The sequence below is a fragment of the Ruegeria sp. AJ12 genome (assembly GCF_056536245.1).
This window is the reverse complement of sequence record NZ_JBQFJJ010000001.1, coordinates 1,387,463-1,402,216: the sequence shown is the minus strand read 5'-3', so window position 1 is coordinate 1,402,216 and position 14,754 is coordinate 1,387,463. Positions and strand designations below refer to the sequence as shown.

Here is a 14,754-nt window from a genome sequence, read left to right as displayed (position 1 = left end):
ACTTCTCTCAGGTCTAACCCGGTGACGGTTACGAAGTTGTTTATGCCGCAGTCACTGCGCTGCCTGCCGGTATGCCAGGGGCAGGCTCACGCGGAAAGCGGCACCGCCCTGCCCCGGTAAATAGCTGATTTCGCCACCCAGGCGCTGCATGATTTCGCGACAGATTGCCAAGCCCAGGCCAGCCCCACCCGCTTTGTCGGCGCCGACGCGGGCAAATTTTTCAAAGACCATCGACTGTGCGTCCGTCGGAATCCCACTGCCGTTGTCCGCGAAGTCAATTACGACCTGCCCTCCGACATCATGTGAAGAAATTGTCAGCACAGGTTCGTCCGCATCGCAATATTTCTGAGCGTTCGAGATCAGGTTGATGAACACCTGCCCCAGGCGATCAAGGTCGGTGTGCAGCGGGATGCGTTCCGCCATACGGCTGCGCCGCACGCTCAAGGTCTGATCGGTTCCGGCCAGCGCCGTAGACACCGCGCGATCCAGAACCGAGCGCAAGCTGTCATCGCCGACATTCAGGCTGACCTGCCCACTCTCCAGAACACTCAGATCCAGAAGATCATCCAACAGGCGCGTCAGACGCAGGGCTTCGTCGTGGATAACAGCCGCATAGCGTGTCTGTTCGGCAGCGCTGAGCCCCCGTGTGTCGCGCAAAATCTCAGAGAACGCGCGGATTGACGTCATGGGCGTGCGCAGTTCATGGCTGACCTGGCTCAAGAAGCTGTCTTTTTGTTCGGACACCTGTGTCAATTTATTGTTTGCTTCGCGCAGTTGACGCGCAGTCCGACTCAGTTCGGCTGATTTCACTTCCAACTGGCTGGAGTATTCCAGCAATTGCGCGGATTCATCCGCAACAGCCAACAGGTCCTCGACAGAAACCGACGATCCGCCCACGATCTGACCGATCATTGCGTGTGCGGCCGCCGCGCCGACCGACCCACTCAGTTCGCGTTCCAAGCGTTCCAGAAATCCCGGTGTCGGCTCCGGAAGCCGTGTGCGGCCCCCTTGCTGTTCGGCTTCGGCCTGAAAAAACTCCTGTGCTGGTCCGGTACCCAGAATCCGCTGGGTCATGATCATCAGATCTTCGCTTTGCGCAACGGACCCGGTCCAGCCGCGTGGCGCGACGGAATGATCAAACACATTTACGAATTGCGCGCCCTGCAGCCGCTCCAGCGGGCTTGGGAAACTCAAAAGCGAGACGACACAAAACGCGATCGTGTTCAGCGACATAGACCACATCACGGTGTGCACCATTGGATCGATGCCTTCGATCCCAAACAAGGCTTGAGGACGTAGCCAGCCAAAGCCAAAGGGACCGTTTTGCAAAACGGCCTCGGACATCCAGGCCGCGCCCATACCGGGCAACAGCAAAGTGTATACCCACAGCACAAAGCCAACCGTAAGCCCTGCCAGCGCGCCGGTTCGAGTTGCGCCGCGCCAAAACAACCCGCCAACCAATGCCGGCAAAATCTGTGAAATCCCTGCAAAGGCAACCAACCCTATGGATGCCAGAGCCGCGCCACCGCCGGACAGGCTGTAGTAAAAGTATCCAAATGCCATGATGACAGCGATCGACACCCGACGCGCCAGCAGAACAACGTTGCGAACGTCTCCGGACACCGATCCGGTGCCTTCCTGAGTGTTCAGCCAGATGGGCATGACGACATGGTTCGACACCATCGTCGACAAAGCCATTGCAGTCACGATGACCATGGATGTAGCCGAAGAGAAGCCACCAATAAACGACAGCATGGCCAAACCGTCATTCCCCTGTGACAGTGGAACCGTAAGAACAAACAGGTCGGGGTTTGACCCGGCAGGCAGCAGATCCAGCCCGATCACCGCAATGGGCACCACGAACAGGCTCATCAACAACAGGTAAAGCGGAAAGGCCCAGGCGGCGGTCCTCAAATGCCCCTCATCGTCGTTTTCGACCACCATGACCTGGAACATGCGTGGGAGGCAGATAAAAGCGGCCGCTGACAGGAAGATGAAGGTTGTCCACCGTCCCGCATCCACATTCCACTGGCCGATGTCCGAGGCATCAATGCGCTCCATCATCGGGCCAATGCCCCCTGCTATGCCCCAGACCACAAAGATCCCTACTGCGAGCAGCGCGAACAATTTGACAACAGATTCCAGTGCGATGGCTGTCACAACGCCGTGGTGGCGCTCATTTGCATCAAGGTTGCGTGTTCCGAACAGAATCGCAAACACGGCCAGACCAGCGGCCACCCAGAAGACGCTGGATCCTTCGCGATACAGACCTGTCGTATCGGCGTCGGCAAAGATCGAAAAGGACAGCGTGATCGACTGCAGTTGCAATGCGATATACGGTGTGCCGCCCAGCACCGCCAGAATGGTCACGCAAACCGCCAGTGTGTTCGACTTGCCATATCTCGACGAAATCAAATCGGCGATCGATGTCACCCTCTGGCTGCGTCCGACGCGTACCAGTTTGCGCAGACCCCACCACCAGCTGACCATCACCAGAGTCGGACCCAGATAGATGGTGACAAACTCCAGCCCCGAACGAGCGGCGTTTCCAACCGCGCCGTAGAACGTCCAGGCGGTACAATAGATCGACAGGGACAGAGTGTAGATCAGCGGTGATCGCAACCACTTGCCGCGCCCGGCTGCAGCCATTCGATCAGCGGCAAAAGCCACGCCGAACAACAGGACGACATAGCCCAAGCAAACAAGGATCAGGACATTCAGCGTCGCCATCAGTCCGGATCCGCGTCAGTGTCGTCGCGTCCGCCCATACGTGCAGCCGCAAAGCCAAAGATCAGGCTGACCAGAATCAGCCCCCCCCAACAAACAAAAACGTAAAAGATGGCAGACGACAGCGGAACCGTTCGCCCAAGTGAAGGGTCGCTCGGCCACAGCAATGGAATGGCCAGTAACGCCGCCCCCAGAAACGGAAGCAGCCGGGCCGCATCGGTCAGCCGCCGGCGCCGGTAACTCTGCCGTTCCAGGAAAAGCGAGGGCCTTGCGCCCGGCGGTCTTTTTTCTTTTTGTCCCTCGTCGTCCGTCATAACCGCGACGCTTGGGCGTGCAGGTCGCGAACAGCGGTCAGCACCTCTGCGTTGGAAAAGGGCTTGGTCATGAACCGGCTGACCCCCGCATTCTCGGCCATCTCGCGATCACGGGACTGACCACGTGCTGTCAGCATGAGCACAGGCAGGCTTTGCATGTCTTCCACGTCGCGCAGGTCTCGCAGGATATCCATGCCACTTTTGCCCGGCAGCATGACATCCAGTATCACCAGATCCGGTTTCATCCCCCGGATCACCTGAACAGCATCTGTGCCCTCGCTATGGGTTTCGACCTGCCACCCCTCGCGGGTCAGCAGAAACCGGATCGCCTCGGCAATGTTCGGCTCATCCTCAATCAATAGAACCTTTCGGCTCATACTTTCAGTTCCTCCCCGTGACAGATGTCCGTTCCATCCAACTGTCCCGTTTAGATTAAGCGTTCTGTTTGGAAACTGTCAAAAACCTTCGCTCAAGATCGAAGGCTCGCGCCGCGACCCACAATTACCATTTGGACAGACGCGGCAACTTGGCCCCACATGGGCCGCTGTTCCCACGCGCGGCGCAGTCTCTTCGAGGGGCTGTACCAGCATCACGGACCGGTACACAGGCTCCAGATCATACCCCGGAACGGCATGCGGCCAGGCGTAGGCGAAACAGTCAAACTCCGCCGCTGTCCGGCCCAGTTGCGTGACACGCTTGCGGATTGGAACCAATGGCCGATTCAGAGCGGCAAACAAGGGCCAAAACGGGCAGGCTTCACCGTGGCGGGACAGGACAAACCCGGGAACCGTTTTGACAAACAGAATGCTGCCTGACGCATCGCACATCACCAAGCCCGCAGGGCGGGCGAGAAACTCATCGGGCAAAAAGGCCAGGCGCCGCAGAACCGTTGCCATATCAACCGAAAACCGAACGGACAATGCGATCGGGTCCGGTTCTGCCTCTTGCAGGACCGACTTTAGGTCAGCCAACGGTATCGCCTTGGCGTCAGAGGCATAGAGATCCAGCATTTCCTGGGCCACCGCCCGCGCCGCTGCGGTGTCCAGATCATTCAGGTTGATTTGCGACCCGTCGCCGGTTGATTCTATTTCCGGAAAGTGATGTCCGCGCGCATCAAAAAACGCCTCGACATCTTCCAGCGGAACGCCGCGCGGGTCCGCCACCGAGTCACTGTCGTCCAGATAGGTCACCAGCGCTTTGGAGCTGTCGGCCAGACGTTCGGCATCCTGATGCAGATTTCGGTGAAACCGATCCTGCCATTCCGTATCTATATCCTGCGTGTCGGCCAGAATAGCGGCCGTCGATCGAATCGCGGCGGCTGTGGACAACACCTCGTGCATGGACGCTGCCAGATGCGGATCGTGGGTCAACCGGTCCGACAAGGTTTCCACCGTGCGCTCAAGCGATACGACCCGCCGATGCATCTGAGCGAGGACACCCGCCCATCCGGGGAATCGCCCCGCAAACTCCTCCAGCCCATCCACCTCGGCCTGTTGACCCACCGCATCGACCGCAGCCTCGCGCAAGGCGGAGATCAGGGTCGCCTCGATCCCTTGCGTCAGCAAGGAAGGCTCGACCGACAACGCGGCGGCGATATCAACCAGCAGCTTCCCCCCGATCCGACGGCGATTGTGTTCGATCAGGTTCAGATAGGACGCCGAAATCCCGACACGACGCGCGAGCTCGGCCTGCCGCAAGCCTGCGATCTGCCGCCGTTCCCGAATTCGACTGCCCGTGAGCGTATCGCGCATGACCTTTATCCCCTGAACCTGCACACACCGGTGTCGCAATGGGCAATTTGCAGAACAATCTATCCTTTTCTAAAGCTTACGCGCTCATTTTCATAGGTTGTTTACAGCCTTTACTGTTTTGAGCGCCCGGTCTTCATAAGCGCCGCTTTCGGATTCACACTGAAATTTCATTCGTTTATGCTAAGCCCCTTCAATTTCCATCGGTTTGCCGTCACGATACCAGGATGAGCGACCCTGCCTTTGAATACGCGCCGATCGGATTGGTCGAACTGGAAAACCGGATCATCCGGCGGTGCAACCTTCAGTTCGCCCGCACATTTGGCGGAGAAGAACCCGATTATCGCAACATGCCGCTGCTTCATCTCTATCCGTCCGTAGCCGACTGGGAGAGGATCGGAGAACGGAGCCTTCAGGTCATGCGCGACACAGGGTATTACACGGACGAACGCGTGATGCGGCGGCGCGACGGCGATCTGTTCTGGTGCCGAGCGCGAGGACGGTCATTGACCCCTGACGACCCGTTTCGCCACGGAATCTGGAGCTTTTCCGACATTTCCGAAGAACGCCCGCTTGTTGAATTGACAGTCCGCGAGCGCGAAGTCGCAATCCTGTCCTGCCGCGGCCTGTCCGCCAAAGAGATCGGCGTGGAACTGCGCCTGAGCTATCGTACGGTCGAGGCCTACCGCGCCCGGCTTCTGGAAAAATTCGGCGCGCGCAAATTGCCAGAACTGGTGGCCAAGCTTTCGGGTATGCCGCTCTGACCCGCTTGGCCTCCGGCATCCGGTCGAGACACCGGTTTGACAAGCCCAGACTGCGCTTTTCATGGCCGGACGCATGGCTTATAACCCTGCGTAATCAGACCAAAGCCCGCACAGAACAGACGGGCCAAAGGGGAACCGTCGAGGACACTCATGACAGATACCAAACACGAAGCGGATGTGGCATTCATCAAGGCACTGGCCGAATTGCTGCGTGAAAACGACCTGACCGAATTGCAGGTCAAACGCGAGTATGGTGAGGAAGACAGCCTGAACGTACGCGTCAGCCGCATGGCGCAAGCGGCCCCAGTTCCGGTTCAGGTTGCGGTTCCAGCCGCTGCACCGACAGCAGCCCCGGCTGCGACCGCAAACCCCGCCCCTGCAGCCGCCGAGGCGTCCCCAGCGGCCGAAGATCCGGCCAGCCACCCCGGTGCGGTAACTTCACCCATGGTCGGCACTGTCTATATGCAGCCCGAACCCGGCGCACCGTCCTTTATCAGTGTCGGAGCCTCAGTCGCCGAAGGCGACACCCTGCTGATCGTCGAAGCGATGAAAACCATGAACCATATCCACGCGCCGAAATCAGGCACGATCAAGCGCATCCTGGTGGGTGATGGCGACGCCGTTGAATTCGGCACCCCTCTGGTCATCGTTGAGTAAGGCGCGCGCATGTTCGACAAGATCCTGATTGCCAACCGAGGCGAGATCGCCCTGCGCGTGATCCGCGCCGCGCGCGAGATGGGGATTGCGACGGTTGCCGTGCACTCCACCGCCGACAGCGATGCGATGCATGTACGCATGGCGGACGAGTCTGTCTGCATCGGCCCGCCTCCCAGCCCGCAAAGCTATCTTTCTGTGCCAGCGATCATCTCAGCCTGTGAAATCACCGGCGCGCAGGCGATCCACCCCGGCTATGGCTTTCTCTCTGAGAATGCCGAGTTCGTGCAGATCGTTGAAGATCACGGCATAACCTTCATCGGCCCCACTGCGGAGCATATCCGCGTCATGGGTGACAAAATCACGGCCAAGGACACGATGAAGGCGCTTGGCGTGCCTTGTGTTCCGGGATCGGATGGTGGCGTGCCGGATCTGGCAACCGCCAAGAAGATCGGTGAGGAATTCGGCTATCCCGTGATCATCAAAGCCACCGCCGGTGGCGGCGGACGCGGCATGAAAGTCGCGATGAGCGCCGATGAGATGGAAAGCGCCTTCATGACCGCGCGGGCCGAGGGCAAAGCCGCCTTTGGCAATGACGAGGTCTATATCGAGAAATACCTGACCACGCCGCGCCATATCGAAATTCAGGTCTTTGGTGACGGCAAGGGCAAAGCTGTCCATCTGGGCGAACGCGACTGTTCGCTGCAGCGTCGCCACCAGAAGGTGTTTGAAGAGGCCCCCGGCCCCTGCATCACCCCAGAGGAGCGCGCCAAGATCGGGAAGGTCTGCGCCGACGCGGTTGCAAAGATCAACTATATTGGCGCGGGCACCATCGAGTTCCTGTACGAAAAGGGTGAGTTCTACTTCATCGAAATGAACACCCGCCTGCAGGTCGAGCATCCGGTGACCGAAGGCATCTTTGGCGTCGATCTGGTGCGCGAACAAATCCGCGTCGCCGCAGGTGAGCCGATGTCATTCGGCCAGGATGACCTGGTGATCAACGGCCATGCCATCGAGGTTCGGATTAACGCGGAAAAGCTGCCTAACTTCTCGCCCTGCCCTGGCAAGATCACGGCCTATCACGCGCCCGGTGGTCTGGGCGTGCGAATGGATTCAGCGCTTTACGACGGATACTCGATTCCACCCTACTACGATTCGCTGATTGGCAAACTGATCGTACAGGGCCGGGACCGAAACGAGGCGCTGGCCCGTCTTGAGCGCGCATTGGGCGAGTTGATCGTGGACGGGATAGACACAACCGTGCCTTTGTTTCACGCATTGCTGCAGGAGCCCGATATCCAAAGCGGCAATTACAACATCCACTGGCTGGAGCACTGGCTTGCGGAGAATATGGCCCAGTAAGACCCGTTCCCCGGGGGAGCGGTGCGCTCCGGCACCTGGGTCTGCGGTATGAGCCTGTCGCCGGAGCTTTTGCTGCACGGATACTCCATCGGCATATTTCCGATGGCGGAACACCGTGACGACCCGGACCTGTTCTGGGTCGATCCCAAACTGCGCGGCGTGATTCCCCTGGACGGGTTTCACATGTCGCGCAGTCTGGCGCGCCGTATTCGGAACTGCGGCTTTGACGTGACCATTGATCGGGACTTTTCCGGTGTCATCAACGGATGCGCAGATCGGTCGGACACCTGGATCAATACAGAACTGGCGCGGTTGTATCACGAATTGTACCAGTCCGGTCAGGCGCATTCCTTGGAAGTCTGGGACGGGAAAAACCTGGTTGGCGGCGTGTTCGGAATCGCGCTTGGAGGCGCGTTCTTTGGCGAGAGCATGTTTTCGCGCCGCACAGATGCCTCTAAGATTGCCCTCGCCTATCTGGTGGACCGGCTGCGGCAGACCGGTTTCACGCTTTTTGACACGCAGTTCCTGACAGCCCATCTTGCGTCGCTCGGCGCAATAGAAATTCCGCGCAACCAATACCGAATAGAACTGGCGGACGCGATCGACGCCAGCGCGGATTTTACCGCCCCGATATCTCAGTCTGCCGATGGCGTCATACAGCGGATCACCCAGACGTCATAGCGCGCATGATCCAGTGCGTTCAAAGCCGGAGATGTGGCAATCATCCAACCGTCAAACAGTTGATCTGCCTTGCCTTTTTCCCAAATCGTCAGATAGGCAAAGGCGTCACCGGTGGGGTTGTCGACCGGGAAACGGCAATCGCCCAAAGCGACGTCCAATCCAAAAACGGGCTGTGTCTCGCCGCTTTGCATTTCGACGTCCACCGTCTGGCCGCTGACCTTGTCCAGGCCACGCAGCATCGCGCCAGGCCCGGATTGAACCTTTTGCTGCGCCGCTGCGCCCGAGCCCACGAACAACAGAGCCATCAGGATGATGCGCATCATTCGCTGCCGTCTCCGGTGACAAATTTTACAAGCAGCGAAATCAGGCTGACCGCACCTTGCGTGTCCTCGATCTCGTCACCCGGCTCGAAATAGAAGGGGGATCCGCCGGGCATAACCTCAACGAAATTGCCGCCCAGCAAACCTTCGGACGAGATCACAACCGCGCTGTCATCTGGCACAAGCACCCCATCCGCAACCGAAAACGTCGTATCCGCGCGATAGGTTTCCGAGTTCAACTGTACGTCTGTCACGGTCCCTATCTTGACGCCTGCCAGACGGACATCTGTACCCACCGACACCCCTTCGAGTGAGCGGAACGATGCCCCGAGTTCATAGCCTGCGCGATTTTGCGACAAGCCTGTTGATTGGCTGGCATATACGCCAAAGGCCACGGCGCAGGCCAAGACCGCGCCGCCGACGATCACTTCGGTCCAGTTATGTGTCGACATTGCGCGCCTCGCTTATTCCGGGCTCCAGGCTTCGTAATCCTTGCGATCTACCGGATCTGCCCGACGCAACGACCCCGCCGGCGTGTAGGCCAGGGCGGTTCCCGTCAGGTTTTCCTGATGCGGCTTTTCCCAGGATTTGTGTCGCAGTGGCTTGTCGGTCGGCGGCTCGTCCCAGGTGCGGTGCAGCCATCCATGCCAGTCGGGATCAATCCGGCTGGCCTCTGCCTCACCGTTGAAAATCACCCAACGCCTGCTGTCATCAGCGGTGCGATAAAAGACGTTGCCTTCATCATCTTCCCCAACTTTAACCCCTTTGCGCGCAGTGTAGATCTGCGTGTTCAAGGTCGCCCCGTTCCACCAGGTCACGGCCCGCAATAGAGTATTCAGGATTCCCATCGGCTGCCTCCGGCAATTTGGTCGAAGAGAGGTATGGACCAAAGGTAGGCCGAGGTCCAGAGCGCGCAGGGTATCTACGCTATTCCGGCAAGGCAGCGGTGACTTCAATTTCGATCCGGTCTTTTGGTGTAATGAGGTTGCACTCGATTACGGTCGCAGCAGGCGGATTCGGACCGAAAGCTTCCCTCAAAAGTGGCCAGCAGAGTTCGAACTCATTCATATCCGGCAAGTAATAGTTCACGCGAACCACATCTTTGAAACTCGATCCTGCCTCACCCAACGCTTTCCCAATCGCGTCCAGAGACGATTTGCACTGGCCAACGATATCTGCAGGAATTTCATCGCCTTGGGCGCAGGTTCCCGCGACGAACACAAAGCCGTTTGCCACCACAGCACGACAATAGCCAACTTTTTCTTCGTATTCTCCGCCAGAATGAATTCGCTTGATCATTTTTGTTTCCCCACACGGAAAACGGCGCAGTCAACGCGCGCCGTTGGGTTGCAACTATTGGCCCGGAAATTAACCGGCTGACGCCGACTCCTGTGCCGCATCTGCATAAATGATCAGCGGCTGTTTGTCGGACGACACAGCCTCTTCATTCACCACAACCTCGGTCACGTTCTTCATGCCGGGCAGTTCGAACATCGTATCCAACAGGATATCTTCGAGGATCGACCGCAATCCGCGTGCGCCGGTCTTGCGTTCAATGGCCTTCTTGGCGATCGCTTTCAATGCGTCATCCGTAAAGCCCAAATCTGCATCTTCAAGTTCGAACAGGCGCTGATACTGCTTGACCAGAGCATTCTTCGGCTTGGTCAGAATGGTCACCAGCGCATCCTCGTCCAGATCTTCAAGTGTTGCGAGAACCGGAAGGCGTCCGACAAACTCGGGGATCAAACCAAATTTCAGCAGATCTTCGGGCTCGAGTTCCTTGAAGATTTCGCCCACACCGCGCTCGTCGTTATCCCTGACATCTGCGCCAAAGCCCATGGCCGAGCCTTTACCGCGCTGCGCAATGATCTTGTCCAGACCGGCAAAGGCACCGCCGCAGATGAACAGGATATTTGTGGTATCCACCTGCAAGAATTCCTGCTGCGGATGCTTGCGCCCACCCTGAGGCGGAACACTGGCCACAGTGCCTTCCATCAGTTTCAGCAGCGCTTGTTGAACACCCTCACCTGACACGTCACGCGTGATCGACGGGTTTTCCGACTTGCGGGTGATCTTGTCGACCTCGTCGATATAGACGATGCCGCGCTGCGCGCGTTCGACATTGTATTCGCTTGCCTGCAACAGCTTGAGGATGATGTTCTCGACATCCTCGCCGACATAACCCGCTTCGGTCAGTGTGGTCGCATCCGCCATCGTGAACGGCACGTCCAAAATCCGCGCCAGAGTCTGCGCCAGCAAAGTCTTGCCGCAGCCCGTGGGACCGATCAGCAGAATGTTGGATTTCGCCAGTTCGATATCGCTGCCGGCTTTCTGGGCATGGTTCAGGCGTTTGTAATGATTGTGCACGGCAACCGACAGGACCCGCTTGGCCGTTGCCTGACCAATCACATAGTCATCGAGGACCTCACAGATATCCTTGGGCGTTGGTACCCCGTCCGAGGACTTGAGCCCGCTGGCCTTGGTCTCTTCCCGGATGATGTCCATACACAGCTCGACGCATTCGTCACAGATGAACACGGTCGGACCTGCGATCAGCTTGCGCACCTCATGCTGGCTTTTTCCACAAAAGCTGCAGTAGAGCGTGTTTTTGCTGTCCCCGCCTGAGTTTGTCGCCATGATCTACCTTTCGGGCTCCATCCCTGCGCCCCTTTGCGGGTCGCGCTTGCGCCTGTTCATGCAGCTTAGGCCAGCGCTGTGGCAGCTACAATCTCAAAATGAACCCCGCAAAACTGACGCGGGGTTTCGTAACTACGTTTCTTCCAAATCCATTTTTGCCCGGTTTTCCACAATCTCGTCGATGTGACCCCAGTCCTTGGCTTCTTCCGGGCTCATGAAATTGTCACGGTCCAACGCTTTTTCAACCGCCTTTTTGGTCTGCCCGGTATGACGCACATAGATGTCATACAGGCGATCCTTGAGCTTCTGTGTCTCGGCCGCGTGGATCATGATGTCGCTGGCCTGACCCTGATACCCGCCGCTGGGCTGGTGCACCATGATGCGGCTGTTTGGCAGCGAAAAGCGCATCCCTTTCTCGCCCCCGGCCAGCAGAACCGACCCCATCGAAGCCGCCTGACCGATTACCAATGTGGAACATTTCGGCTTGATGTACTGCATTGTGTCGTAAACGGACAATCCGCTGGTCACCACACCGCCAGGTGAGTTGATGTAGATCGAGATTTCCTTGTTCGGGTTTTCCGCCTCAAGATGCAGCAGCTGGGCCACAATCAAATGGCTCATTCCATCATGGATCGGACCGTTGATGAAAATGATCCGCTCTTTCAGAAGGCGTGAGAAAATGTCGTAAGCCCGCTCGCCCCGGCTGGTCTGCTCGACGACCATGGGAACGAGCGTATTCATATAGGTGTCTACTGGATCGAACATTCGGAACCTGCCTGCTTTGCGATGGATCGGGACATTATCCCAACATGAGTTACCCGAGTCTTAGTGTCGCCACCGGGGGGCTGCAAGGGGGGTTGCCGTCTTCGGGCGGCGGCTGCGCGCAAGGATAACGGGAGTCTGTCAAGTTCAAGACGCCGTCCCATGCCACGGCGATACGCATCGCTGGAGTTGTTCTCGCCGTTCTTTTGCCCTCTAACCATCACAGCATTTTGATTCATGCTTATGGAACGAGTTGTTCGAAACTTGTACTAAACGCGATCACCAACGTGGAAACCCGGCCCGATGGACGGGCCTGAGAGGAAGATGAGAATGGCATTGCCCCAGTTATCCGAGGACATGTCGCCGGAAGATCTCGACCGTATGGTCGACAACGCGACACGCGCATCGAATTTCCTCAAAGCCATCAGCCACGAAGGTCGTCTGATGATCCTGTGCCACCTGGTCTCCGGTGAAAAATCCGTCACTGAACTGGAGAACCTTTTGTCAGCGCGTCAGGCCGCAGTCTCGCAGCAATTGTCGCGCCTGCGTCTGGAGGGGCTGGTCACACCGCGCCGCGAAGGCAAGGCCATCTACTACCGTCTGGCAAATGATCGTCCCCGCCGCATGCTGGAAGTTGTTTACGAGTTGTTTTGCGAGACCGATACGGCCTGACATGGTGTCCGCGCCATGTGATATGCCCTGCGCTTCGTGAGGCGGAAATGAACCATGTCGCCGCCACCGTTTGTGGCTGTTTCACAAGCGGGTGCAAAACACTGGTTCGACCATACGAAAGGTGCTACCCAAAAATAAGATCAAGTATGAAGGAGACGAGCATGATCCGAGTAATTCTGATTGGCATGAGCCTGTTTGCACTGGCCGCCTGCGAAACCGCAAAAGGCGCGGGCAAAGATATTGAAAACGCGGGCGATGCGATTCAGAGCGCCGCGACGGATGTGCAGGAAAACCTCTGATTTCTGCCTGCATATTGCGAACCCAATGCCGGGCGCCGCAATATCTGGTTGAAACACATATACAGACACGCTAAGCTGCGTCTTACAGGTGCACAGACGCGGCATTGCATCTTCTGACACTAAATCGGGGCTCTTTTGCACATGCAGAAGAGCCCCTTTCCCGTACTGAGGGGGAGGTGGGTGGTAGCCTGTATGAACCCGGGGTTCTGAATAGGAAAAGGCGTCAGGTGCGCAGACGCGGTCTTTGCATGTATCCTTTCGGACACTCCTGACGCCTTGCCGGTTCGACACGCCCGAGGGACGTCCCGATCCAGTTGCCCCAGCCCCCGTGGGGACTAAAGCCGCTGCTTCGCGAACAGAGCCGCGCCGCAGCACGCATCGACCTTTTGAGAGGGTGACCGCCTGATCCGAACACGAGGTCCGATCCAGCCGACCATCCACCGGTAGGTCATTGCAACATAAAACAAATCCTAAGATCCGTCCTCGCCGCCGCAACCCCCTTTGGCCTGTGCGTCCCGCTCTTGCTCCGAAGAACCGTTGCGGTAATCAGACTTTTGCATTCGGGCCGTGATCCGACAAGAAAATAGCACTGCAGCATGAAAATTAGACGGGGATAAACTGTTGATATCCGCCGGGAGAGTGATGTGGATAACTCCAGAATTCCCGACTCTTGGCAGGGTTGGATATGGAAAACTGAAAATCGCCATCGCCCGCCTGATTTTCGGCCGTTTCTGCAGGTGCGAAGGCCGCACACGATGGCTCAGGCGCAAATTACAGGTTTTCTACCATAGTCCGACCCCCGATCTTTCGAATCGCGCAAACGGAGATTCGCCGATACGCTGTACCATTTCGCCTGCAAATGCCCATTTGGGAGAGCTGGTGACTCGGATCCAGACCCCCCGCGAGGTCATTGTGCTGAGCCATCACGGCCAACCACTGGCCGCACTGGTTTCGATCACCGAAGCCAACCGGAACTGGCCGCCCAGCGCGCCTCCTCGCTGTGGAGACGCTGATTCCGTTTTTGAGAAGCGTCCCGACCCGCCCTTGGTAACCTACTACTCTCCGCCACAAACAATGTGCAGCGGCGGTACATACCCCCTACATTCGGACGGGCCGGAAACGCTTCAGTTCACCTGACGTTCCAGAACGGTGCTGTAGGTCGTTCCGTTCCGCAGGCTACGGAAATCCGCATAGATCTTGCCATCCTCATAGCGCGCATCAATCAGCGCATTGGCCCCGATGACCAGAGGTGAGGTTTCCACCAGACCGATCTTGCCGGACCCATCCAGACTGATCGCACCGGTAACCTCGTATTCGTGCCACTCATCGACAGTTTCGCTGCGCCACTTGCTGGGACCCCAGAACACGTTGTCCTGCTGCTTCTGGATGTCGATCACCCATTCCGCCTGATTGAACCGCGGCTCGTCACCTTTGTAGTAATGGCTGGGCTGAACGGTGGTATAGGACCCGGCCCATGTACCGCGCAGATCCGGCGTTGTATCGGCCAGCGCAGCGGTGCCGAGGGCGAGGGTTGTGGCCAAAGCGGCTGCTCCGGCAGTCATGTATCTGGTCATCGGCTCTCTCCGATTTGGTCTGGGCCATCGCTGGCCTTGGCAAACAGATTGGGAGGGTCGGCGCGGGTTACAACTTACCTGAGGAAAACTTCATCCTGGGTTAATCCAGGCATTAGGTACAGAGACGCGCACGCGCATTTCGGTTCATCTATGCAGTCGCGCTGCGCAATGATAAGACGGCGGGTAACACCGAGGATTGGGGCGGTTCTCCGCGAGCCTTACGCCCAAAAGACCAAAAGG

17 protein-coding genes are annotated in these 14,754 nt (G+C 58.0%); 6 read left to right on the top strand and 11 right to left on the bottom strand.

All coding sequences use genetic code 11. From position 1 onward, the window contains the following. Window positions 1-51 precede the first annotated feature (51 nt). From ACR3E0_RS07095 to ACR3E0_RS07080, 4 genes are all read right to left on the bottom strand, one after another. The gene (locus ACR3E0_RS07095; RefSeq protein WP_480477524.1) at window positions 52-2,730 is read right to left on the bottom strand and encodes an ATP-binding protein; all 2,679 of its coding nucleotides are present in this window, start codon (window positions 2,728-2,730) and stop codon (window positions 52-54) included. Beyond that, on the bottom strand, window positions 2,730-3,041 hold the full coding sequence (locus ACR3E0_RS07090) for a hypothetical protein (protein WP_480477522.1): 312 nt from the start codon (window positions 3,039-3,041) through the stop codon (window positions 2,730-2,732). The genes ACR3E0_RS07095 and ACR3E0_RS07090 overlap by 1 nt, the downstream gene beginning before the upstream one ends. Beyond that, window positions 3,038-3,418 (bottom strand): response regulator transcription factor, encoded by a 381-nt coding sequence (locus ACR3E0_RS07085; protein ID WP_480477520.1) that lies wholly within the window; start codon window positions 3,416-3,418, stop codon window positions 3,038-3,040. The genes ACR3E0_RS07090 and ACR3E0_RS07085 overlap by 4 nt, the downstream gene beginning before the upstream one ends. Window positions 3,419-3,496: 78 nt before the next feature. Beyond that, window positions 3,497-4,792 carry a helix-turn-helix domain-containing protein gene (locus ACR3E0_RS07080; RefSeq protein WP_480477518.1) on the bottom strand — a complete coding sequence of 432 codons (1,296 nt, stop codon included), beginning with the start codon at window positions 4,790-4,792 and terminating at the stop codon, window positions 3,497-3,499. Between the two features lie 224 nt (window positions 4,793-5,016). On the opposite strand from ACR3E0_RS07080, the gene ACR3E0_RS07075 reads away from it, so the two are divergent. The 4 genes from ACR3E0_RS07075 to aat all read left to right on the top strand — a co-directional run bounded on the left by ACR3E0_RS07075 (window position 5,017) and on the right by aat (window position 8,250). Continuing rightward, window positions 5,017-5,553: a helix-turn-helix transcriptional regulator gene (locus tag ACR3E0_RS07075; RefSeq protein WP_480477516.1), complete on the top strand. Its 537-nt coding sequence runs from the start codon at window positions 5,017-5,019 to the stop codon at window positions 5,551-5,553. A gap of 150 nt (window positions 5,554-5,703) precedes the next feature. Further along, window positions 5,704-6,210 (top strand): acetyl-CoA carboxylase biotin carboxyl carrier protein, encoded by a 507-nt coding sequence (accB, locus tag ACR3E0_RS07070; RefSeq protein ID WP_480477514.1) that lies wholly within the window; start codon window positions 5,704-5,706, stop codon window positions 6,208-6,210. A gap of 9 nt (window positions 6,211-6,219) precedes the next feature. Further along, on the top strand, window positions 6,220-7,569 hold the full coding sequence (gene accC, locus ACR3E0_RS07065) for an acetyl-CoA carboxylase biotin carboxylase subunit (RefSeq protein ID WP_480477512.1): 1,350 nt from the start codon (window positions 6,220-6,222) through the stop codon (window positions 7,567-7,569). Window positions 7,570-7,617: 48 nt separating this feature from the next. Then, window positions 7,618-8,250 (top strand): leucyl/phenylalanyl-tRNA--protein transferase, encoded by a 633-nt coding sequence (aat, locus tag ACR3E0_RS07060; protein ID WP_480477510.1) that lies wholly within the window; start codon window positions 7,618-7,620, stop codon window positions 8,248-8,250. Here the strand turns inward: aat and ACR3E0_RS07055 are convergent. The 6 genes from ACR3E0_RS07055 to ACR3E0_RS07030 all read right to left on the bottom strand — a co-directional run bounded on the left by ACR3E0_RS07055 (window position 8,205) and on the right by ACR3E0_RS07030 (window position 11,972). Beyond that, complete coding sequence (locus tag ACR3E0_RS07055) at window positions 8,205-8,573, bottom strand: DUF2155 domain-containing protein (RefSeq protein WP_480477508.1); 369 nt, start codon at window positions 8,571-8,573, stop codon at window positions 8,205-8,207. The genes aat and ACR3E0_RS07055 overlap by 46 nt on opposite strands. Continuing rightward, window positions 8,570-9,022 carry an outer membrane lipid asymmetry maintenance protein MlaD gene (gene mlaD / locus ACR3E0_RS07050; RefSeq protein ID WP_480477506.1) on the bottom strand — a complete coding sequence of 151 codons (453 nt, stop codon included), beginning with the start codon at window positions 9,020-9,022 and terminating at the stop codon, window positions 8,570-8,572. The genes ACR3E0_RS07055 and mlaD overlap by 4 nt, the downstream gene beginning before the upstream one ends. 12 nt (window positions 9,023-9,034) lie before the next feature. Continuing rightward, on the bottom strand, window positions 9,035-9,418 hold the full coding sequence (locus tag ACR3E0_RS07045) for an NADH:ubiquinone oxidoreductase subunit NDUFA12 (RefSeq protein WP_480477504.1): 384 nt from the start codon (window positions 9,416-9,418) through the stop codon (window positions 9,035-9,037). A 79-nt stretch (window positions 9,419-9,497) separates the two neighbouring features. Beyond that, the gene (locus ACR3E0_RS07040; RefSeq protein WP_480477502.1) at window positions 9,498-9,869 is read right to left on the bottom strand and encodes a Rid family hydrolase; all 372 of its coding nucleotides are present in this window, start codon (window positions 9,867-9,869) and stop codon (window positions 9,498-9,500) included. 69 nt (window positions 9,870-9,938) lie between these two features. Beyond that, complete coding sequence (gene clpX / locus ACR3E0_RS07035) at window positions 9,939-11,207, bottom strand: ATP-dependent Clp protease ATP-binding subunit ClpX (RefSeq protein ID WP_480477500.1); 1,269 nt, start codon at window positions 11,205-11,207, stop codon at window positions 9,939-9,941. Window positions 11,208-11,339: 132 nt separating this feature from the next. Then, a complete protein-coding gene (locus ACR3E0_RS07030; protein WP_480477498.1) occupies window positions 11,340-11,972 on the bottom strand; it encodes an ATP-dependent Clp protease proteolytic subunit in 633 nt (210 codons plus the stop codon). Between the two features lie 327 nt (window positions 11,973-12,299). Here ACR3E0_RS07030 and ACR3E0_RS07025 point away from each other — a divergent pair, with 327 nt between their 5' ends. Together ACR3E0_RS07025 and ACR3E0_RS07020 are read left to right on the top strand one after the other, a co-directional pair. Next, window positions 12,300-12,641, top strand: coding sequence for an ArsR/SmtB family transcription factor (locus ACR3E0_RS07025; protein WP_480477496.1), 342 nt, complete (start codon window positions 12,300-12,302; stop codon window positions 12,639-12,641). Window positions 12,642-12,802: 161 nt separating this feature from the next. Further along, a complete protein-coding gene (locus ACR3E0_RS07020) occupies window positions 12,803-12,940 on the top strand; it encodes an entericidin A/B family lipoprotein (RefSeq protein ID WP_170432259.1) in 138 nt (45 codons plus the stop codon). Between the two features lie 1,124 nt (window positions 12,941-14,064). Here ACR3E0_RS07020 and ACR3E0_RS07015 read toward each other — a convergent pair. Next, window positions 14,065-14,514 (bottom strand): hypothetical protein, encoded by a 450-nt coding sequence (locus tag ACR3E0_RS07015; protein ID WP_480477494.1) that lies wholly within the window; start codon window positions 14,512-14,514, stop codon window positions 14,065-14,067. Window positions 14,515-14,754 lie beyond the last annotated feature (240 nt).